The organism is Streptomyces sp. NPDC001889, assembly GCF_053594535.1.
The window spans coordinates 11,928-30,547 of the sequence record NZ_JBSFER010000045.1 but is presented as its reverse complement, the minus strand read 5'-3'; the positions used below and the strand labels follow the sequence as shown (position 1 = coordinate 30,547).

General features: G+C 71.6%; 17 protein-coding genes, 5 tRNA genes and 1 pseudogene. 16 read left to right on the top strand and 7 right to left on the bottom strand.

The genetic code is table 11. From position 1 onward, the window contains the following. The 4 genes and pseudogenes from ACWCRA_RS34215 to ACWCRA_RS34200 form a co-directional block, all read right to left on the bottom strand. Nucleotides 1-152 (bottom strand): annotated as a pseudogene (locus ACWCRA_RS34215) (ATP-binding protein); the annotation flags it as partial. After that, on the bottom strand, nucleotides 133-534 hold the full coding sequence (locus ACWCRA_RS34210; RefSeq protein ID WP_351546529.1) for a DUF742 domain-containing protein: 402 nt from the start codon (nucleotides 532-534) through the stop codon (nucleotides 133-135). The pseudogene ACWCRA_RS34215 and the gene ACWCRA_RS34210, both read right to left, overlap by 20 nt. A 138-nt stretch (nucleotides 535-672) precedes the next feature. After that, nucleotides 673-1,086 (bottom strand): roadblock/LC7 domain-containing protein, encoded by a 414-nt coding sequence (locus ACWCRA_RS34205; protein WP_190125275.1) that lies wholly within the window; start codon nucleotides 1,084-1,086, stop codon nucleotides 673-675. Nucleotides 1,087-1,095: 9 nt separating this feature from the next. Beyond that, a complete protein-coding gene (locus tag ACWCRA_RS34200; protein ID WP_451069379.1) occupies nucleotides 1,096-5,436 on the bottom strand; it encodes a nitrate- and nitrite sensing domain-containing protein in 4,341 nt (1,446 codons plus the stop codon). 582 nt (nucleotides 5,437-6,018) lie between these two features. Here ACWCRA_RS34200 and ACWCRA_RS34195 point away from each other — a divergent pair. The 9 genes from ACWCRA_RS34195 (at nucleotide 6,019) to ACWCRA_RS34155 (ending at nucleotide 9,947) form a co-directional block, all read left to right on the top strand. Continuing rightward, nucleotides 6,019-6,177, top strand: a complete 159-nt coding sequence (locus tag ACWCRA_RS34195) for a hypothetical protein (RefSeq protein WP_351546554.1) — start codon at nucleotides 6,019-6,021, stop codon at nucleotides 6,175-6,177. A gap of 169 nt (nucleotides 6,178-6,346) precedes the next feature. Beyond that, complete coding sequence (locus ACWCRA_RS34190) at nucleotides 6,347-7,123, top strand: fumarylacetoacetate hydrolase family protein (RefSeq protein WP_351546523.1); 777 nt, start codon at nucleotides 6,347-6,349, stop codon at nucleotides 7,121-7,123. After that, entirely contained in the window at nucleotides 7,116-8,594 is a 1,479-nt protein-coding gene (gene gltX, locus ACWCRA_RS34185; protein ID WP_451069378.1) for a glutamate--tRNA ligase, read from the top strand. Before ACWCRA_RS34190 ends, gltX begins: the two co-directional genes overlap by 8 nt. Before the next feature lie 40 nt (nucleotides 8,595-8,634). Beyond that, nucleotides 8,635-9,354, top strand: a complete 720-nt coding sequence (locus ACWCRA_RS34180) for an HAD family hydrolase (RefSeq protein WP_351546516.1) — start codon at nucleotides 8,635-8,637, stop codon at nucleotides 9,352-9,354. Nucleotides 9,355-9,440: 86 nt separating this feature from the next. Continuing rightward, nucleotides 9,441-9,512: transfer RNA gene (locus ACWCRA_RS34175), tRNA-Gln, on the top strand. 22 nt (nucleotides 9,513-9,534) lie between these two features. After that, nucleotides 9,535-9,607: transfer RNA gene (locus tag ACWCRA_RS34170), tRNA-Glu, on the top strand. 84 nt (nucleotides 9,608-9,691) lie between these two features. After that, a tRNA-Glu gene (locus ACWCRA_RS34165) sits at nucleotides 9,692-9,764 on the top strand. 16 nt (nucleotides 9,765-9,780) lie between these two features. Next, a tRNA-Gln gene (locus ACWCRA_RS34160) sits at nucleotides 9,781-9,852 on the top strand. Nucleotides 9,853-9,874: 22 nt separating this feature from the next. Then, a tRNA-Glu gene (locus ACWCRA_RS34155) sits at nucleotides 9,875-9,947 on the top strand. A gap of 176 nt (nucleotides 9,948-10,123) precedes the next feature. On the opposite strand, the gene ndgR is transcribed toward ACWCRA_RS34155, so the two are convergent. Beyond that, nucleotides 10,124-10,840 carry an IclR family transcriptional regulator NdgR gene (gene ndgR, locus ACWCRA_RS34150; protein ID WP_351546513.1) on the bottom strand — a complete coding sequence of 239 codons (717 nt, stop codon included), beginning with the start codon at nucleotides 10,838-10,840 and terminating at the stop codon, nucleotides 10,124-10,126. A 142-nt stretch (nucleotides 10,841-10,982) separates the two neighbouring features. On the opposite strand from ndgR, the gene leuC reads away from it, so the two are divergent. From leuC to ACWCRA_RS34130, 4 genes are all read left to right on the top strand, one after another. Then, nucleotides 10,983-12,413, top strand: coding sequence for a 3-isopropylmalate dehydratase large subunit (leuC, locus tag ACWCRA_RS34145; protein WP_351546510.1), 1,431 nt, complete (start codon nucleotides 10,983-10,985; stop codon nucleotides 12,411-12,413). A gap of 6 nt (nucleotides 12,414-12,419) precedes the next feature. Then, the gene (gene leuD, locus ACWCRA_RS34140; RefSeq protein WP_351546507.1) at nucleotides 12,420-13,013 is read left to right on the top strand and encodes a 3-isopropylmalate dehydratase small subunit; all 594 of its coding nucleotides are present in this window, start codon (nucleotides 12,420-12,422) and stop codon (nucleotides 13,011-13,013) included. Between the two features lie 104 nt (nucleotides 13,014-13,117). Then, entirely contained in the window at nucleotides 13,118-13,345 is a 228-nt protein-coding gene (locus ACWCRA_RS34135; protein ID WP_351546504.1) for an SCO5555 family protein, read from the top strand. A gap of 154 nt (nucleotides 13,346-13,499) precedes the next feature. Then, complete coding sequence (locus ACWCRA_RS34130; protein WP_351546501.1) at nucleotides 13,500-14,171, top strand: HU family DNA-binding protein; 672 nt, start codon at nucleotides 13,500-13,502, stop codon at nucleotides 14,169-14,171. Nucleotides 14,172-14,385: 214 nt separating this feature from the next. On the opposite strand, the gene ACWCRA_RS34125 is transcribed toward ACWCRA_RS34130, so the two are convergent. Both ACWCRA_RS34125 and cofC read right to left on the bottom strand, forming a co-directional pair. Next, entirely contained in the window at nucleotides 14,386-14,589 is a 204-nt protein-coding gene (locus tag ACWCRA_RS34125; RefSeq protein ID WP_351546498.1) for a hypothetical protein, read from the bottom strand. 10 nt (nucleotides 14,590-14,599) lie between these two features. Further along, the gene (cofC, locus tag ACWCRA_RS34120; RefSeq protein ID WP_351546495.1) at nucleotides 14,600-15,307 is read right to left on the bottom strand and encodes a 2-phospho-L-lactate guanylyltransferase; all 708 of its coding nucleotides are present in this window, start codon (nucleotides 15,305-15,307) and stop codon (nucleotides 14,600-14,602) included. Nucleotides 15,308-15,458: 151 nt separating this feature from the next. Between cofC and ACWCRA_RS34115 the strand changes: the two genes are divergently transcribed. The 3 genes from ACWCRA_RS34115 to ACWCRA_RS34105 all read left to right on the top strand — a co-directional run bounded on the left by ACWCRA_RS34115 (nucleotide 15,459) and on the right by ACWCRA_RS34105 (nucleotide 18,535). After that, nucleotides 15,459-16,211 (top strand): lysophospholipid acyltransferase family protein, encoded by a 753-nt coding sequence (locus ACWCRA_RS34115; protein WP_351546492.1) that lies wholly within the window; start codon nucleotides 15,459-15,461, stop codon nucleotides 16,209-16,211. Further along, nucleotides 16,208-17,218 carry an NAD(P)H-dependent glycerol-3-phosphate dehydrogenase gene (locus ACWCRA_RS34110; RefSeq protein WP_351546489.1) on the top strand — a complete coding sequence of 337 codons (1,011 nt, stop codon included), beginning with the start codon at nucleotides 16,208-16,210 and terminating at the stop codon, nucleotides 17,216-17,218. Before ACWCRA_RS34115 ends, ACWCRA_RS34110 begins: the two co-directional genes overlap by 4 nt. 144 nt (nucleotides 17,219-17,362) lie before the next feature. After that, nucleotides 17,363-18,535 (top strand): D-alanine--D-alanine ligase family protein, encoded by a 1,173-nt coding sequence (locus ACWCRA_RS34105; RefSeq protein WP_351546486.1) that lies wholly within the window; start codon nucleotides 17,363-17,365, stop codon nucleotides 18,533-18,535. Nucleotides 18,536-18,620 lie beyond the last annotated feature (85 nt).

The following is an 18,620-nucleotide window of genomic DNA, read 5'->3' as shown; positions in this document are numbered from 1 at the left end:
GACGTCATGACGGCTTCGGTACGCAGCGGGTTGATCTCCGAGACGGCGCCGACGAACGTGGTCTTGCCCACGCCGAATCCGCCCGCCACCACGATCTTCGCGCTGGTGGTCGATCTCGGGGCGGTCCCGCCGCTAGAGCTTGCGAAGTCCACTGAGCACCCTTTCGAGCAGTGTCACATCCGGCGTACCGCCGGCGTCTCCGTTGCCCGGCTGGTGGATCGCCACCATGCCCGCCTCCGCCAGGTCGGCGACGAGAATCCGGGCGACGCCGAGCGGCATGGACAGCAGCGCCGACACCTCGGCCACCGACTTGACCTCACGGCAGAGATGGCAGATCCGCTGGTGCTCGGGGAGCAGCCCGGCGAGGAGCGCGGGATCGGCCGTCGTGCTGACCAGCGCCTCGATGGCGAGCTGGTAGCGCGGCCGGGTCCGTCCGCCGGTCATGGCATACGGACGCACCAGCGGCTGGTCGCCCTCGTAACCGTAGTCGGTTTGGACACCGTACGGATCGTGAGAGGCGGTTGGCGGGGTCATGAATCCTCCGGGCGGGACAGCAAGTGGTCGGCGAGCCGTCTGAGCGGGCCGGTGGGGGTCCGGTTGGGCGACCTGACGGTGACGGCGCGAGGGCGCGCTATCGGAACGAGTACGGACGAGGGTGTAACCGGTGACGGATCAATGCAGCAGACTCCCCTGGAGCTCCGCGCGCAGATCCGGGGTGAGCACCCCGCCCGCGCGGTCCACCAGCAGGGCCATCTCGTATCCCACCAGGCCGATGTCGCACTCGGGGTGCGCCAGCACGGCCAGCGACGAGCCGTCGGAGACGGACATCAGGAAGAGGAAGCCGCGCTCCATCTCGACCACGGTCTGGCTCACCGGACCGCCTTCGAAGATCCTTGACGCCCCCGCGGTCAGCGAGGTCAGACCGGAGGCGACGGCCGCGAGCTGATCGGCCCGGTCGCGTGGGAATCCTTCGGACATGGCGAGCAGGAGTCCGTCGGCGGAGACCACCACCGTGTGGGACACCCCGGGGGTGTTGTCCACGAAGTTGGTGATCAACCAGTTCAGATTCTGCGCCGCCTGGCTCATCGGGCTCAACTAACGCTCCTGCGGGTGAGAGGGACCGAGGTCGAAACCGCCGGGCGTCGTGTTCTGCTGACGACCCTGCTGAATGCCTCGGCGGAGATTGGTGAGTCGGCCACGCACATCGTCGGGCGCACGCGAGACCTGCGGACCGCTCTGGGTGCTCTGCTCCTGCGCCGTGCCCGCGACCAGATTGGCACGCGGGACGCGACGGGGGAGACCGGAGGTCGTGACGCCACCGGCGGCGGGCTTCCGGATGCGCTCGGCCTGCCGTACCAGTTCGTCGTTGGGGGAGGCGCGCCAGCCGCCGCCGTTGGTGCCCTCCGCGTCCTGCCCGCTCTGACCCTGCTGGTCGGCGGGGGTGCGCTGGGGCAGGGGCCGGTCCGGGCCGTCGGCCGGACGGTCGCCGGCCTCCGGCCGCGGCGGTGCTTCCGGAAGGCCCGGCCGGGACGGCTGCCCCTGCGGGGCGCCCGGGGCCGGCCGGCCCTGCTCGCCGGGGTGCGCGGGCCTGCCCCGGCCCTGGGTGCGGAACCAGTCCGTCTCCAGGGTGTCGAAGAGCGGGGTACGGCCGTCGCCGGGCCCGGCGGGCGGCAGCGCCTCGTGCTGCGGCTGCGCCGGCAGGGCGCGGTGGGCGCCCGTGTCGGTGCTCTCCCGGCCCTCGTACCCGCGCGGCGCGGGCGCCTGCCCGGGCGCGGGCGGCTGGGGAGCGCCCAGGTCGGTACGGGGGTACTGGCCGGTGGCCGCGGGGTCCTGGTGCTCGGGGCGGGCGTACTGGCCGCTGTTGGGGTCCTGGAAGTCGGGCCGGGCGTACTGGCCGGTGGCTGCCGGGTCCTGGTGCTCGGGGCGGGCGTACTGGCCGCTGTTGGGGTCGTGGAAGTCGGGCCGGGCGTACTGGCCGGTGGCTGCCGGGTCCTGGTGCTCGGGCCGGGCGTACTGGCCGCTGTTGGGGTCGTGGAAGTCGGGCCGGGCGTACTGACCGGTGGTCGCCGGGTCCTCGGGGCGGGCGTACTGGCCGCTGTTGGGGTCCTGGAAGTCGGGCCGGGCGTACTGGCCGGTGGCTGCCGGGTCCTGGTCCTCGGGGCGGCTGTACTGGCCGCTGTTCGGGTCCTGGAAGTCCGGCCGGGCGAACTGCCCCGTCGTCTGCGGGTCCTGGTGCTCGGCACCGGGCTGGCGCGGCAGAGCCGGCTCGGGCCGGGCGTAGCCCTGCCCCTGCCCCTGGCTCCGGTCCTGGTCGCGGCCCGGACCCCGGACCCCGTCACGGCCCTGCGGCGCGTCGCCGCGCGGCGGCGCGAACTGACCCGCGGGCCCGCCCGGCGCTCCCGCTCCCGGCGCGGCGGGGGAGGGAGGACCGAAGACATCCGGGCGGACGAACTGTCCGCCCTGTCCGCCGCCCTGCCGCTGCGGCGGCGGCGCGTTGAAGTCGGGGCGCGGGAACGGCTCGGTGGCCGGTCCGCCGCTCTGCTGCTGCTTGCCGAAGTCCGGCCTGCCGAACTCCGCCGTCGCGGCGGGTCCCCGCGCGGTGTCGGAGTCCTCGTGGCCGCGCGGGGTGTCGTCGTGTCCCTGACGGCGCGGGGGCTGCTGCTCACTGCCCCAACTGGTGGTCCCCGGACGCTGCGGGGAGCCGGGCAGCTCGGGACGCCCGCCGCCGGCGGCGGAGGCCGGAGCGGGCAGCTGACGGCCGCCGTCCTGGCGGCCCCGGTCGCCCGGGCCCTGCGGCCCGTTGCCCGCCGGGGACTCACCGCGGCCCGGGGCGCTCTGCGCACCCCGGTTGCCGAAGGCACCGGCGAGACCGCCGCCCTGCCGGCCCTGGCCGGGTGCCTGACCCGGGCCGCCGTCGCGGCTCGGGAGCGCGGCGCGCTGTCCCGCGCCCGCGCCGACCTGGCCGCGCGGACCACTGCCCGTGCCGAGCAGACCGCCCGATGGGGCACCCGCACCGGGACCGCCCGGGAGACCGGGGCCGCCGGGACGGGAACCACCGGGCACCGCGCCGGGACGGGCGCCGGGGCCGCCGGGACCGGAGACGCCCTGCGGCACACCGCCCGGGACGCCCGCGCCGGGCCCGCCGGGCTTCTTGTTCCCCTGGGCCACATCGACGGGCAGCATGACCAGCGCGGTCGTACCGCCGGAGTCGGAGGGACGGAGCTGGATGCGGATGCCGTGCCGCAGGGACAGCCGGCCGACCACGAACAGACCCATGCGGCGGGAGACCGAGACATCCACGGTGGGCGGCGACGCCAGCCGCTCGTTGATCGCGGCGAGGTCCTCGGGGGAGAGGCCGATGCCGGTGTCGTGGATCTCGACCAGCACCCGCCCGTCGGGCAGGGCGTGGCCGGTGACCCGGACCTTGGTCTGCGGCGACGAGAAGGAGGTGGCGTTCTCCAGCAGCTCGGCGAGGAGGTGCACCAGGTCGTTGACGACCCGGCCGGCGACCTCGGTCGCGGGCACGGCGGCCAGTTCGATCCGCTCGTACTGCTCCACCTCGGACGCGGCGGCACGCAGCACGTCGACCAGCGGGACGGGGCGCGTCCAGCGCCGCCCCGGCTCCTCACCGGCGAGGACGAGGAGGTTCTCGCCGTTCCGGCGCATACGGGTCGCGAGGTGGTCCAGCTTGAAGAGCGAGGAGAGCTGGTCCGGGTCGGCCTCGCGGGACTCCAGCTCGGAGATGAGCGAGAGCTGGCGCTGGATGAGGCCCTGGGAGCGCCGGGAGAGGTTGGTGAACATCGCGTTGACGTTGCCCCGCAGCAGCGCCTGCTCGGCGGCGAGGCGGACCGCCTCGCGGTGCACGTCGTCGAAGGCCGCGGCCACCTTGCCGATCTCGTCCCGGGAGTGCACACCGACCGACTCGACGGAGGTGTCGACGTCCTGCGGGTCCGACTCGGAGAGCTGCTTGACCAGCTCGGGCAGCCGGTCCTGGGCGACCTTGGTCGCCGTGTCCTGGAGCCGCCGCAGCGAGCGGATCATGGAGCGGGCGACGACGAAGGCGCCGACGAGCGAGACACCGAGGACGACGAGGATCAGCGCACCGTTGATGATGGCTTCCTGCCGGGACTCCTCGCGCAGCTGGCGGGCCTTGGCCTCCATCTCGCCGAGCAGCGTCGACTCGATCTGCTTCATCGCGTTGATGCGCGTGCCGTAGTCGTCGGTCCAGTCGAGGTGGGACCGCTTCTTGCGGGTGCTCAGACCGTCGGAGGTCTCGAAGACGCGCTGGGCGTAGTCCTCGGCCGCGGCGATGGTCGAGTTGCCGACGTCCAGCGGCTCGGTCAGGTCCCGGGCGTCGCCGCCCGACGAGTTGTAGATCCGCTCGAAGCGCTTGAGCTCGTCCTCGCCGTTCTTGAGCGCGGCCCGGCCGTACTGGCGGTCGTTCTCCTCCAGGCCGGGGCCCTTGGCGCCGGCTCCGCCGGGCAGCGCGGCGGCGATGATCGCGCGCTGCATCGAGGCGTACTCCTTGGCGGAGGAGAACGCCGCCAGCGCACGGGTGCGCTTGATCATGTCCGGGTTGCTGGTCGCCTGGGCCATGTCCTGGGAGAGGCTCAGCAGGGATTCGATCAGCCGGTGGTAGCTCTCCACCGTCAGCATGTTCGGCAGGCTGGAGTCGTACGCGGTCTTGCGGATGCTCGCCAGGTTGCTGACTTCCTTGGCGATCTGGCTCGCGTTGGCGTGGATCGACTCCAGCGAGTCGTCCTCGTTCGAGTACGTGATCTGCCGGGTGGTCTCCAGGAAGCTGTCCCGGGCCCGGTTGGTGGTCTGACGCGGGTCAGTGATCTTGAAGTCGGTCTCTTTGACCTTGTTGGCCAGCGGACCGGCGGTGAGGTCCCGCTCCGCCTGGAGCGCGACGGCGAGCTTGGTCGCCTCCTGGGTCATGTCGGTGAGCAGCTGCATGTGGTCCAGCTGCTGCATCCGGTCCAGGGACTCGTTGATCCGCAGACCGCCCAGGGTCGTCGCCGCGACGACGGGCAGGGTCAGCAGGGAGATGAGCCGGGTGCTGATGCGCCAGTTGCGGAGCGCCATCCGGGAGCCGGTGTCCGTGGGGCCCTTGGCCTTCGGCGGGCTCTTGGGCCCGTCAGCGGCCGGGCCGGTGGACGCGCCGGGGCCGGAGCCGGGCGTGCCGGAGCCGCCGCCGGGGCCGGAGCCTCCCGGACCCGCCGGGCCGCCGGGGCCCGCGGGGGGCGCCGCGCCGGGCCGCTGGGCTCCGGGGAGCGGAGCCGTGCCGGAGCGTGCGGAGCGGTCGCCGCCCTCGCCCGGCGGCACCGCCGGTCCCTGGTTCTGGGTGTGCTGGGGCGAGGAGCCGCGGTCGGTCCCGCCGCGCGGCTCCTGTTCCGCCGCAGCGCTGCCATCCCTCTTGAAACGTCCCTGCACTAGCGTCGCAACCTCTTGACCAGGCGTCCCCCGTGGCACGGCGGGACGGTGTCGGCGTCGGTGAGGCGCGGATGCGCCCCGGTGGTGGTCGTGAGTGACCGGCGCTTCCCCCCTTTCCCGCCGCCGCTCGGCGCTGTGTTGCGCCCTTGCGCGCCGGCCTGAAACCGCGGCGGTGCGTGGAATTCCAGCACAGTGCCGGATCTCCAACAAGGGCCGCGTACCGTGCTGTGACCTGGGTGACACGCCGTGAGCGACGAGTCACCAGGTGTAGAAAGGGTTCAGGGAGGAAGTGGACATTTCCCATTGATTTCGTGAGGGGTGAAGGGTGCCCCAGTCGCCATGATCGGGTGCGGAATGGCGGCTTCAGCCTTCAATGTCCGATTCTTGGTGGTCAGGGGTCGGCCCGTAATGACCGAAATGCCGGGCAACTCGTGAGGAAACTCACACCATCACCATGGTCTCTCCATGCTTTCGCGGGGAATCGCATGTTTAGCCTGACGCTTTACACGCACGTCATTCTGTCAACCGCCGCTTGCCGAGCGGCCTCTCCCTAAGGCCGGACGAAACCCGATGAAGACGCTGATGTTCCGCAACATAGCCAACCCCCGTCGCACCACGCTCGCGCACCTCGAGGACGCCGGACAGCTGCGGACGCCGGAGCCGGCGGAGCACCCGCTCGATCTTCCCACCCAGACGGCCAACCCCCGCCGCACCATCCTGATGGACGCCCCCGCCTCCTGACGCCGCCCCCGCGTCCCCTCGCGGACCGCGCCCGCCCCGCCCGGCACCCCGCCCGCCCCGGCCCCGGCGCCCCCGGGGCCCGTCGGCGCGAGGCGGGAGCCCCGGCCGCGTTAGCCTGGAGCGTCAGACTCCAGCAGCGTCAGCAGTAGTAGAGGGGCACCCGCATCCCGTGCGCATCGCCAGGTTCTCCATCGACGGCAATGTCGCCTTCGGCGCGGTCGAGGGCGACGGTCCCGACGGACTCGTCCTCGACATCATCAAGGGCATCCCGTTCGCGGACTTCGAACTCTCGGGCACGAAGGTTCCGCTGAGCAAGGTACGGCTGCTGCCGCCCGTGCTCCCCAACAAGGTCGTGGCCTTCGGCCGCAACTACGCGGAGCACGCGGCGGAGCTGGGGCACGAGGTCCCCGCCGAGCCGTTCGCCTTCTTCAAGCCGTCCACCTCGGTCATCGGCCCGGGCGACGCCATCGCGTACCCCTCCTTCTCCCAGGAGCTGCACCACGAGGCCGAGCTGGCCGTGGTCATCGGCCGGATGTGCCGCGAGGTCCCGCGCGAGCGCGTCAAGGACGTCATCCTCGGCTACACCTGCGCGAACGACGTCACCGCCCGCGATGTACAGCTCCGCGAGAAGCAGTGGGCCCGCGCCAAGGGCTTCGACACCTCCTGCCCGCTCGGCCCCTGGGTGGAGACGGAGCTGGACCCGTCCGACCTCGCCATCCAGTGCACGGTCAACGGCGAGCAGCGCCAGCTCGGCAGCACCAGCCAGATGATCAACTCCATCGAGGACCTGATCGTCAACATCACCGAGGCGATGACCCTGCTCCCGGGCGACGTGATCCTCACGGGCACCCCCGCCGGAGTCGGCCCCCTCACCGTCGGCGACGAGGTCGCCGTCACCATCCAAGGCATCGGCACTCTCACCAACAAGGTGATCAAGCGTGGCTAACGCGAACGTCCGCGTACGTTTCTGTCCCTCGCCGACCGGCAACCCCCATGTGGGTCTGGTCCGCACCGCCCTCTTCAACTGGGCCTTCGCCCGGCACAACGGCGGCACCATGGTCTTCCGCATCGAGGACACCGACGCGGCGCGCGACTCCGAGGAGTCCTACCGCCAGCTGCTCGACTCGATGCGCTGGCTCGGTCTGGACTGGGACGAGGGCCCCGAGACCGGCGGCCCGCACGCCCCCTACCGCCAGTCGCAGCGCATGGACATCTACCGGGACGTCGCGGCGAAGCTGCTCGACGGCGGGTACGCGTACCACTGCTACTGCTCCGCCGAGGAGCTGGAGGCCCGCCGCGACGCCGCCCGCGCCGCCGGCCGCCCCTCCGGCTACGACGGCCACTGCCGTGAGCTGACCGAGGAGCGGATCGCCGCCTACCGGGCGGAGGGCCGCCCGGCCATCGTCCGCTTCCGGATGCCCGACGAGGCGATCACCTTCACCGACCTGGTCCGCGGCGAGCTGACCTTCACCCCGGAGAACGTGCCGGACTACGGCATCGTCCGGGCCAACGGCGCCCCGCTCTACACCCTGGTCAACCCCGTCGACGACGCGCTCATGGAGATCACCCATGTGCTCCGCGGCGAGGACCTGCTCTCCTCCACCCCGCGCCAGATCGCGCTCTACAAGGCGCTGATCGAGCTGGGTGTCGCCCGGGAGATCCCCGCCTTCGGGCACCTTCCGTACGTCATGGGGGAGGGGAACAAGAAGCTCTCCAAGCGCGACCCGCAGGCGTCGCTGAACCTCTACCGCGAGCGCGGCTTCCTCCCCGAGGGGCTGCTGAACTACCTCTCGCTGCTCGGCTGGTCCTTCTCCGCCGACCAGGACGTGTTCTCGGTCGCCGAGCTGGTCGAGACGTTCGACATCAAGGACGTCAACGCCAACCCGGCCCGCTTCGACCTCAAGAAGGCCGAGGCGATCAACGCCGACCACATCCGCCGCCTCGATGTGAAGTCCTTCACCGAGGCCTGCGCCCCCTGGCTGGAGGCCCCGTTCGCGAACTGGGCGCCGGAGCGGTTCGACCGGGAGGCCTGGGAGGCCATCGCGCCGTACGCGCAGACCCGGCTCACCGTCCTCTCCGACATCACCGCCAATGTCGACTTCCTCTTCCTGGACGCCCCCGTCGAGGACGAGGCGTCCTGGGTGAAGGCGATGAAGGAGGGCTCGGCCGCGCTGCTGGCCACCGCCCGCGAGAAGCTCGCGGCGGCCGACTGGGCGAGCGCCGACTCCCTCAAGGAGGCGGTCCTCGCGGCGGGTGAGGCCCACGGCCTCAAGCTGGGCAAGGCCCAGGCCCCGGTCCGGGTCGCGGTCACCGGCCGCACGGTCGGTCTGCCGCTCTTCGAGTCGCTGGAGATCCTCGGCGAGGAGAAGACCCTCCAGCGGATCGACGCCGCGCTGGCCAGGCTCGCCCAGGGGTGAAACCCCGGCGGCGGGGCCCGCGCCCCGCTACCTTTGGATCATGCCGATACGCGCGGTCCTGTGGGACGTGGACGACACCATCTTCGACTACCGCACGGCCGACCGTGCGGGCATGTCCCACCATCTCCGGGCCGAGGGCCTGGCCGGCGGATTCACCTCCGCCGGCCAGGCCCTCGATCACTGGCGGGAGGTCACGGCACTCCACTGGGCGCGCTTCGCCGCCGGGGAGACCTCCTTCGAGGGCCAGCGCCGGGACCGCGTCCGCAGTTTCACCGGCCGGACGCTGAGCGACGCGGACGCCGACGGCTGGTACGACCGCTATCTCGTCCACTACGAGGCCGCCTGGTCCCTCTTCCCGGACGCCCTGCCCGTCCTGGACGCGCTGGCGGGGGAGTACCGCCACGCCGTCCTCTCCAACGCCTCGATCCGGGTCCAGGACCCCAAGCTCCGGGCCCTCGGCGTCCACGACCGCTTCGAGGTGGTGCTCTGCGCCCCGGAGCTGGGCGTCGCCAAGCCGTCGGCCGAGGCGTTCCACCGCGCGTGCGAGGCCCTGGAGCTGCCGCCCGCCGAGGTTCTGTACGTGGGTGACGAGCCGGACATCGACGCGCGCGGCGCCGTCGAGGCGGGGCTCGCCGGCGTCTGGCTCGACCGCACCGGCGTGGGCGGGCGCCCCGAGCTGATCCGGATCACCGGTCTGGACCAGCTCCCCGCTCTGTTGCGGGGCGATACCCGTTTTGGAGCGCCGTCCACCTTCGGGTAATGTTCTTTCTGCGCCGCCCGGGAAGGCCAGGAACCGGACCGGAAAGCGCAAGCCAAACAAGCCCCCTGTCGGGGGTTGCGTTTTGGTGGCCTATGGTGTAATTGGCAGCACGACTGATTCTGGTTCAGTTAGTCTAGGTTCGAGTCCTGGTAGGCCAGCTCGCAGAGCTTTATCTGCAAAGCCCCCGTTGTGTAGCGGCCTAGCACGCTGCCCTCTCAAGGCAGTAGCGCCGGTTCGAATCCGGTCGGGGGTACAGATCCATCCTGCTGATCACCAGGGTCGCTCCCGGTGATCGCGCAGTGACACAGCCCGGCTCAGGTCGGGTGGGATCGCTAGGGCCCCCGTTGTGTAGCGGCCTAGCACGCCGCCCTCTCAAGGCGGTAGCGCCGGTTCGAATCCGGTCGGGGGTACTGGTCTAAACCACCATGGGCTATGGTGTAATTGGCAGCACGAGTGATTCTGGTTCATTTAGTCTAGGTTCGAGTCCTGGTAGCCCAGCAGATCTCACGATCACAGTCTTGCCCCCGTTGTGTAGCGGCCTAGCACGCCGCCCTCTCAAGGCGGTAGCGCCGGTTCGAATCCGGTCGGGGGTACGTCAGAGGAAGCCCTCCGCGCGCGGCGCGGAGGGCTTCCTCGTATGCGCGGACTCCAGGACTCCGTGTGCGCGGGCCCGCCGGACCCGGGGCCGTGCGGGGAACTCCCCATGGGCGCGCCCGAGTTGCGGCTCGGTCAACTCGGGCGCGGCCCGGGCGGGTTGCGCCCCCGGGCGTCAGCCGGTGCGGCGCAGCGCCTCGCTCAGCCGGGCGGCGGAGTCGATGACCGCCTGGGCGTGCATCCGGCCCGGGTGACGGGTCAGCCGCTCCACCGGCCCGGAGACCGAGACGGCGGCCACCACCCGGTTGGAGGGCCCGCGCACCGGCGCGGAGACCGAGGCGACACCGGGCTCGCGCTCGCCGATCGACTGCGCCCACCCCCTGCGCCGTACGCCCGAGAGCGCCGTGGCCGTGAAGCGCGCGCCCTGGAGCCCCCGGTGCAGCCGCTCCGGCTCCTCCCAGGCCATCAGGATCTGCGCGGACGAGCCCGCCTTCATGGTGAGCGTGGAGCCGACCGGCACCGTGTCCCGCAGGCCCGAGAGCCGCTCGGCGGCGGCCACACAGATCCGCATGTCCCCCTGGCGCCGGTAGAGCTGCGCGCTCTCGCCGGTCACATCGCGCAGATGGGTGAGGACCGGGCCCGCCGTGGCCAGCAGCCGGTCCTCGCCGGCCGCCGCGGCCAGCTCGGCCAGCCGCGGGCCCAGGATGAACCGGCCCTGCATGTCCCTCGCCACCATGCGGTGGTGTTCCAGTGCCACCGCGAGGCGGTGCGCCGTGGGCCGGGCCAGCCCGGTGGCCGCGACCAGCCCGGCGAGGGTGGCCGGACCGGACTCCAGTGCACTCAGAACCAGAGCCGCCTTGTCGAGAACGCCGACGCCGCTAGAGTTGTCCATGCAACGATACTTGCGTCTCACACTGTGAAACGCAAGTTCACATTTTCCCGGAACCCGCCAGTCTGTAGAGGCGGCCCCGCGATCCAGGGCTCGCGACAGGTGTCTAGTAGCGCCGGCAGAGCGGCCGGCCGGAGGGAAAGCGATGGGTAGGACACTCGCGGAGAAGGTCTGGGACGACCATGTCGTCCGGCGCGCCGAGGGCGAGCCCGATCTCCTCTTCATCGATCTGCACCTGCTGCACGAGGTGACCAGCCCCCAGGCCTTCGACGGTCTCCGGCAGAACGGCCGCACGGTCCGCCGCCGCGATCTCACCATCGCCACCGAGGACCACAACACCCCCACCATCGACATCGACAAGCCCATCGCGGACCCGGTCTCCCGGGTGCAGTTGGAGACCCTGCGCAGGAACTGCGCCGAGTTCGGGGTGCGGCTGCACCCGCTGGGCGATGTCGAGCAGGGCGTTGTCCACGTGGTGGGACCCCAGCTGGGACTGACCCAGCCCGGCACCACGGTGGTCTGCGGCGACTCGCACACCTCCACCCACGGCGCCTTCGGCGCGCTGGCCTTCGGCATCGGCACCTCGCAGGTCGAGCATGTGCTCGCCACCCAGACGCTCCCGATGGCCCGCCCCAGGACCATGGCGATCACCGTGGAGGGCGAGCTGCCCGACGGCGTCACCGCCAAGGACCTGATCCTGGCCATCATCGCCAGGATCGGCACGGGTGGCGGCCAGGGCTATGTGCTGGAGTACCGGGGCCCGGCCATCGAGAAGCTCTCGATGGAGGCGCGGATGACCATCTGCAACATGTCCATCGAGGCCGGTGCCCGCGCGGGCATGATCGCTCCCGATGAGACCACCTTCGAGTATCTGCGCGGCCGGGACCACGCCCCGCAGGGCGAGGACTGGGACGCGGCGGTCGCCTACTGGAGGACCCTGCGGACGGACGACGACGCGGTCTTCGACGCCGAGGTGCTCATCGACGCCACCGCGCTCGCCCCGTTCGTCACCTGGGGCACCAACCCGGGGCAGGGCGCGCCGCTCTCCGCCAGCGTCCCCGACCCCGCTTCGTACGAGGACGCTTCGGAGCGGCTCGCCGCCGAAAAGGCCCTGGAGTACATGGGGTTGACCGCCGGCCAGCAGCTGCGGGACATCAAGGTGGACACCGTCTTCGTAGGCTCCTGCACCAACGGCCGTATCGAGGACCTGCGCTCGGCGGCCTCGGTCCTGGACGGCCGCAAAGTCGCCGACGGGGTACGGATGCTGGTCGTCCCCGGCTCCGTCCGGGTCGCCCTCCAGGCCGTCGCGGAGGGGCTGGACAAGGTCTTCACGGCCTCCGGCGCCGAGTGGCGGCACGCGGGCTGCTCGATGTGTCTGGGGATGAACCCCGACCAGCTGGCGCCCGGTGAGCGCTCCGCCTCCACCTCCAACCGCAACTTCGAGGGGCGGCAGGGCAAGGGCGGGCGGACCCATCTGGTCTCGCCCCAGGTCGCCGCGGCCACCGCGGTGCTGGGCCACCTCGCCTGCCCGGCCGACCTGTCCGACGACGCCGCCCGTACGCCCGCTGGAGTCTGATCAGCCATGGAAGCATTCACCGCACACACCGGCCGGGCCGTCCCGCTGCGCCGCAGCAATGTCGACACCGACCAGATCATCCCCGCCCACTGGCTGAAGAAGGTCACCCGGGACGGCTTCGAGGACGGGCTCTTCGAGGCCTGGCGCAAGGACCCGTCCTTCGTGCTCAACCGGGCCGAGCACGCGGGCGCCACGGTCCTGGTCGCGGGGCCCGACTTCGGCACCGGCTCCTCGCGTGAGCACGCCGTCTGGGCGCTCCAGAACTTCGGCTTCAAGACCGTCATCTCGTCCCGGTTCGCCGACATCTTCCGGGGCAACTCGCTGAAGAACGGTCTGCTGACCGTCGTTCTGCCGCAGGAGGCGGTGGACCGGATCTGGGCGCTGACCGAGGCCGATCCCACCGCCGAGGTGACCGTGGACCTGGAGGCCCGCCAGGTCCGCGCCGAGGGCATCACCGAGAGCTTCGAGCTGGACGAGAACGCCCGCTGGCGGCTGCTGAACGGGCTGGACGACATCAGCCTCACCCTTCAGAACGAAACGGACATCGCGGCTTACGAAGCCTCCCGGCCCGCCTTCAAACCACGCACGATTCAGGTCTGATCAGCGCTTTTCCCCGACTGTGCCCCCCACCGCCCGGTGGGGGGCACAGTCGTCTGTTGAGACCCTGCCGGGCGACAACTCGCCCCAGATGGCACAATCGGTGCATGGAACGCGACAGCCAACTCAAGCTCTACGCGGCTGTCGCGGCCCGATTGAAGGAAGCGCACACCGCTGTGCGCACACTGCAAGTCCCGGAGAGCGTAAGGAAGGCGCTGACCCGGAAGCTGCTGGTCATCACGGCCGCGGCGAAGCACGATCTCCCGGATGCCGCAAGGCGTCTGGACCGCTTGATGAAGGACCTCGACGAGGGCCGATTCCCTGAGGGCGACTGACACCCGAACTCCCGCGAGCGACGACTTCGCAGTCGAGTTCGTTGCGGCACTAGGGTGATTAGACCGTTTCGTGTTTGATTTGCGGTATATATCTGCCTAACGTGCGAAAAAGCCTGGGCGCATTCGCTCAGGCAATGTCTCCGAAGGGGAAGACGTGAACAAGGCGCAGCTCGTAGAAGCCATTGCCGACAAGCTCGGCGGCCGTCAGCAGGCCGCGGACGCTGTCGACGCGGTGCTTGACGCGATCGTCCGCGCGGTTGTCGCCGGAGACCGTGTCTCGGTCACCGGCTTCGGCTCGTTCGAGAAGGTCGACCGGCCCGCCCGCTACGCCCGCAACCCGCAGACGGGTGAGCGGGTCCGGGTCAAGAAGACCTCGGTGCCGCGCTTCCGCGCGGGCCAGGGGTTCAAGGACCTGGTCAGCGGCTCGAAGAAGCTCCCGCGCGGTGGCGAGGTCTCGGTCAAGAAGGCGCCCAAGGGCAGCCTCTCGGGCGGTGCTTCCACCCGGACGACCACCAAGGCCGCGGCCAAGAAGGCCACCGCCAAGAAGGCCACCACGGCCAAGAAGACGGTCGCCGCGAAGAAGGCGACCGTGGCGAAGAAGGCCGCGCCCGCGAAGAAGACCGTGGCCAAGAAGGCCACCACGGCCAAGAAGACGGTCGCCGCGAAGAAGGCGGCCCCGGCCAAGAAGGCCGCGCCCGCGAAGAAGGCCGCCGTCGCCAAGAAGACCGCGCCGGCCAAGAAGGCCACCGCGAAGAAGGCGCCCGCGAAGAAGGCCACGGCGCGCAAGACCGCCGCCAAGAAGAGCGCGACCGCCAGGAAGAGGTAAGCGGCACCGGCCCACCGGGCCACTGACGCGCCGGGCCGGGCTCCCCTCGGGGAGCCCGGCCCGCGGCGTGTCCGGCGCACCGCCGCCCCGGCGGTGCGGGCGGGGCGGGCGCACAGGGCCCGCCCCGGTGCTCTCCCCTGGCTCTCAGTGGCCGGAAATCGCCCCTGCGGCCCTCCGGGGAGGGCCCGTGGTCGCGAAGGGCCCGGAGAGGCCGTCAGAGCGTCTGGAGCGTCACCAGGGTGATCCGGCGGTCCGCGCCCTCGCCCTCGGTCTCGATACGGACCCGCTGGCCGGGCCGGAGCAGCCGCAGCGCCCCCGCGTCAAAGGCGGCGGCGTCGAATTCCACCGGCGTCCCGTCGTCGAGCAGCACGCTCCCGCTGCGGGTTTCGGGGTCGTATGTGTAAGAGGTCGCCTGCATGAGCGCCACCCTAATGCCCCGGCCCCCGGGCATCGGCGGGCCAGGGCTCGGGAGCGCCCGTCTCCAGCCGGCGGGCCGTGTACCGGCCGACGCCCAGGGACAGCGCCGCCGCCAGATCGGCCGCGGTGTCCACGTCCTGGCGCACCGAATCCACACCGGCGAGCAGGATTTCCCGGGCGCCCGACACCGAATGGCGCCGCCGTGAGAGACCTCCGAATGCCGGGGCCAATTCCACACCCCCCACCGCCGAGAGCAGAGTCGTGCCGACACCGGCCGCATCCGTCAGAAATGCCCGGGGAAATCCGGCCGCGCAGGTGAGCACCCGTGCCAATTCGAGCGGGCGCAGTGCGGGTAGATCGGCGTTGAGCGCGGCCACCGCCGCGCCCGGACGGGCCCGGCGCACCGCCCGGGCGCCGTGCGCGAGTGCCGCGTTGAGCCCCGCCGCCGGGCTGTCCGGCACGATCCGCGCCCCGAGCGCGGCCAGCTCCGTCCCGGCCACGTGATCGTCCGTGACAACTGCCACATCCCGCACGGCGGGGCTGGCCAGCACCGCCGCCACCGTGTCCAGGGCGAAGGCGAGCGCGAGACGGGGCCGCAGCAGGTCGTCCGCCGCCGGGGCGAGTCGGCTCTTGGCCAGTACGAGGGGTTTCAGCGGGACCACCAGGGACCAGTGGGCCGGCGGGTCGGTGTCCGTGACGAGCTCTCCGTCCATGCGCATCGGGCCCCATTGTCGCCCGGACCCGCGAACAGGAGGAGGTCCGGTCCGGTGATCCGGGGCGTACCGTGTGCTCGACAGACCAGGGGCCCGGGGCCACACTTGTGCCCCGGCATCCGGGCAAAGGCCCGGATCGAAGAAGAAGGGTGTCCGAGTGTCCCGCCGCAGAATCGGCTTCTGGTACCGCCTGGCGGCGGTCATCGCAAAACCGCCGCTGGTGGTTCTGTTCAAGCGGGACTGGCGGGGAATGGAACACATTCCGGCCGACGGCGGATTCATCACCGTGGTCAATCACAACTCGTATCTCGACCCCCTTTCGTATGCGCACTTCCAGTACAACAGCGGACGGGTGCCGCGCTTTCTGGCCAAGGCCGCGCTCTTCCGCACCCCCTTCGTGGGGATGATGCTCCGGGGTACCCGGCAGATCCCCGTCTACCGCGAGACCACCGACGCCCTGGACGCCTATCGCGCCGCCGTCGGAGCCATCCAGCGGGGCGAATGCGTCGCCTTCTACCCGGAGGGCACCATCACCCGCGACCCCGATCTGTGGCCCATGGCGGGCAAGACCGGCGCCGCCCGGATCGCCCTCCAGACCCGGGTGCCCGTCGTCCCGGTCGCCCAGTGGGGCGCCAACCTGGTGATGCCGCCGTACGCCAAGGAGCGGAGAGTGCGGCTCTTCCCCCGCCGGACCCTGATCGTGCAGGCCGGACCGCCCGTCGATCTGAGCCGGTTCTACGATCAGGAGCCAACCCCCGAGGTGCTGCGCGAGGCGACCGAGGTCATCATGGCCGAGATCACCGCGCTGCTGGAGGACGTACGCCGCGAGAAGGCCCCGGCCGAGCCGTACGACCACCGCACCGCACGGGAAGAACAGCGGCGCAAGGCCGCAGGGGAAGGAACACAGTGACACACCGCGCCAAGGCGGCCGTCTTCGGAACCGGCTCATGGGGAACGGCCTTCGGCATGGTGCTCGCGGACGCGGGCTGCGAGGTGACCCTCTGGGGTCGCCGCGCCGAACTGGCGGAGGCCGTCAACACCACCCGCACCAACCCCGACTATCTCCCGGGGATCGAGCTGCCGCCCTCCCTGCGGGCCACCACCGACCCCGCCGAGGCGCTCGACGGCGCGGACTTCACCGTGCTCGCCGTCCCCTCGCAGACCCTGCGCGCCAATCTCGCCGCCTGGGCGCCGCTGCTCCCCCCGGAGACCGTGCTGGTCTCCCTGATGAAGGGCATCGAACTCGGCAGCGCCAAGCGGATGAGCGAGGTCGTCCAGGAGGTCGCGGGCGTGCCCGCCGAGCGGGTCGCCGTCGTCACCGGGCCCAACCTCGCCAAGGAGATCGCCCAGCGCAGGCCCGCCGCCGCCGTCGTCGCCTGCCGGGACGAGGCGGTCGCCCAGCGGCTCCAGTCCTTCTGCCACACCCCCTACTTCCGCCCCTACACCAACACCGATGTCATCGGCTGCGAACTGGGCGGCGCGGTCAAGAACGTCATCGGCCTCGCGGTGGGCATCGCGGACGGCATGGGCCTCGGCGACAACGCCAAGGGGTCCCTCATCACCCGCGGCCTCGCCGAGACCACCCGGCTCGGCCTCGCGATGGGCGCCGACCCCCTGACCTTCTCCGGCCTCGCCGGCCTCGGCGACCTCGTGGCGACCTGTTCGTCCCCGCTCTCCCGCAACCACACCTTCGGCACCAACCTCGGCCGGGGCATGACCCTCCAGGAGACCATCGCGGCCACCCGGCAGACCGCCGAGGGCGTCAAGTCCTGCGAGTCGGTGCTCGATCTGGCCCGCCGGCACGGCGTCGACATGCCCATCACGGAGACGGTCGTCGACATCGTCCACGAGGGCAAGCCGCCGGTGGTCGCGCTCAAGGAGCTGATGTCCCGCAGCGCCAAGCCCGAGCGCCGCTGACCCCCGGCCGCGCCGCCGCCGCTCCCCGGCCGCCCCCCGGCGCCACCCGGCCCCCGGCGGCGGCGCCGGCCTTCCGCCACGGCGCCGCCGGACCGTGGACGGCACTGCTGGGACACGGCCGCTGCACGGTAGTCTCATGGCGATATGAGCACCGAGAACCTCCCCCAGAGCCCCGAGCCGTCGAGCCCCGGGCAGCCGCTCCGCAAGCCGCGTGTGGCCGTCGTCTTCGGCGGACGCAGCTCCGAACACGGGATCTCCACGGTCACCGCGGGAGCCGTGCTGCGGGCCATCGACCGCTCCCAGTACGACGTCCTGCCGATCGGCATCACGACGGACGGCCGCTGGGCGCTCACCGCCGACGCCCCGGACCGGATGACGATCGCCGACCGCCGCACCCCCAACGTCGAGCAGCTCGTCGAGTCCGCCGAGGGCAGTGTGGTGCTCTCCGTCGAGCCCGGCACCCGTGAGGTCGTCTACAGCGAGCCCGGCGCGGTGCCCAAGGCCCTCGGCGAGGTCGATGTCGTCTTCCCGGTGCTGCACGGACCCTATGGCGAGGACGGAACCCTCCAGGGACTGCTGGAGCTGGCCGGAGTGCCCTATGTCGGCTCCGGGGTGCTCGCCTCGGCCGTCGGCCAGGACAAGGAGTACATGAAGCGGGTCTTCACCTCCTTCGGCCTGCCCGTCGGTCCGTACGCGGTCATCCGCCCCCGCGAGTGGGAGCTGGACCCGTCCGCCGCCCGCAAGAAGATCATCGATTTCGCGGGCGACCACGGCTGGCCGCTGTTCGTGAAGCCCGCCCGCGCCGGCTCCTCCATCGGCATCACCAAGGTGGACGACCTCTCCGGCCTCGACGCCGCGATCGAGGAGGCCCAGCGCCACGACCCCAAGATCCTCGTCGAGGCGCTGCTGCGCGGCCGGGAGATCGAGTGCGGAGTGCTGGAGTTCGAGGACGGCCCGCGCGCCAGCGTCCCCGCCGAGATCCCGCCGGTGCGGTCCCACGAGTTCTACGACTTCGAGGCCAAGTACATCGACTCGGCGTCCGGGATCGTGCCCGCCCCCCTCACCGAGGAGCAGACCGCCGAGGTGCGCCGGCTCGCCGTCGCCGCCTTCGACGCCGCCTCCTGCGAGGGGCTCGTGCGCGCCGATTTCTTCCTCACGGAGAGCGGCGAGTTCGTCATCAACGAGATCAACACCATGCCCGGCTTCACCCCGATCTCCATGTACCCGCGGATGTGGCAGGAGACCGGAGTCGGCTACCCGGAGCTGGTGGACCTGCTGATCCGGGCCGCCCTGCGCCGCTCCACCGGACTGCGCTGAGGCGACGGCGCGCGCCGGGGCGGCGGGGCGCGGCGTCCGGCTTCACCGGCCGGGGGACACCGCGGCGCAGTACGATCGCGGCGTC

Excerpts from the sequence above, each read along its gene's own strand:
- ndgR (WP_351546513.1), bottom strand. The coding sequence starts at position 10,840 with ATGGACAACTCTAGCGGCGTCGGCGTTCTCGACAAGGCGGCTCTGGTT.
- ACWCRA_RS34195 (WP_351546554.1), top strand. The coding sequence starts at position 6,019 with ATGTTCCGCAACATAGCCAACCCCCGTCGCACCACGCTCGCGCACCTC.
- leuD (WP_351546507.1), top strand. The coding sequence starts at position 12,420 with ATGGAAGCATTCACCGCACACACCGGCCGGGCCGTCCCGCTGCGCCGC.
- ACWCRA_RS34125 (WP_351546498.1), bottom strand. The coding sequence starts at position 14,589 with ATGCAGGCGACCTCTTACACATACGACCCCGAAACCCGCAGCGGGAGC.
- ACWCRA_RS34180 (WP_351546516.1), top strand. The coding sequence starts at position 8,635 with ATGCCGATACGCGCGGTCCTGTGGGACGTGGACGACACCATCTTCGAC.
- ACWCRA_RS34105 (WP_351546486.1), top strand. The coding sequence starts at position 17,363 with ATGAGCACCGAGAACCTCCCCCAGAGCCCCGAGCCGTCGAGCCCCGGG.
- cofC (WP_351546495.1), bottom strand. The coding sequence starts at position 15,307 with ATGCGCATGGACGGAGAGCTCGTCACGGACACCGACCCGCCGGCCCAC.
- ACWCRA_RS34135 (WP_351546504.1), top strand. The coding sequence starts at position 13,118 with ATGGAACGCGACAGCCAACTCAAGCTCTACGCGGCTGTCGCGGCCCGA.
- leuC (WP_351546510.1), top strand. The coding sequence starts at position 10,983 with ATGGGTAGGACACTCGCGGAGAAGGTCTGGGACGACCATGTCGTCCGG.
- ACWCRA_RS34205 (WP_190125275.1), bottom strand. The coding sequence starts at position 1,086 with ATGAGCCAGGCGGCGCAGAATCTGAACTGGTTGATCACCAACTTCGTG.
- ACWCRA_RS34210 (WP_351546529.1), bottom strand. The coding sequence starts at position 534 with ATGACCCCGCCAACCGCCTCTCACGATCCGTACGGTGTCCAAACCGAC.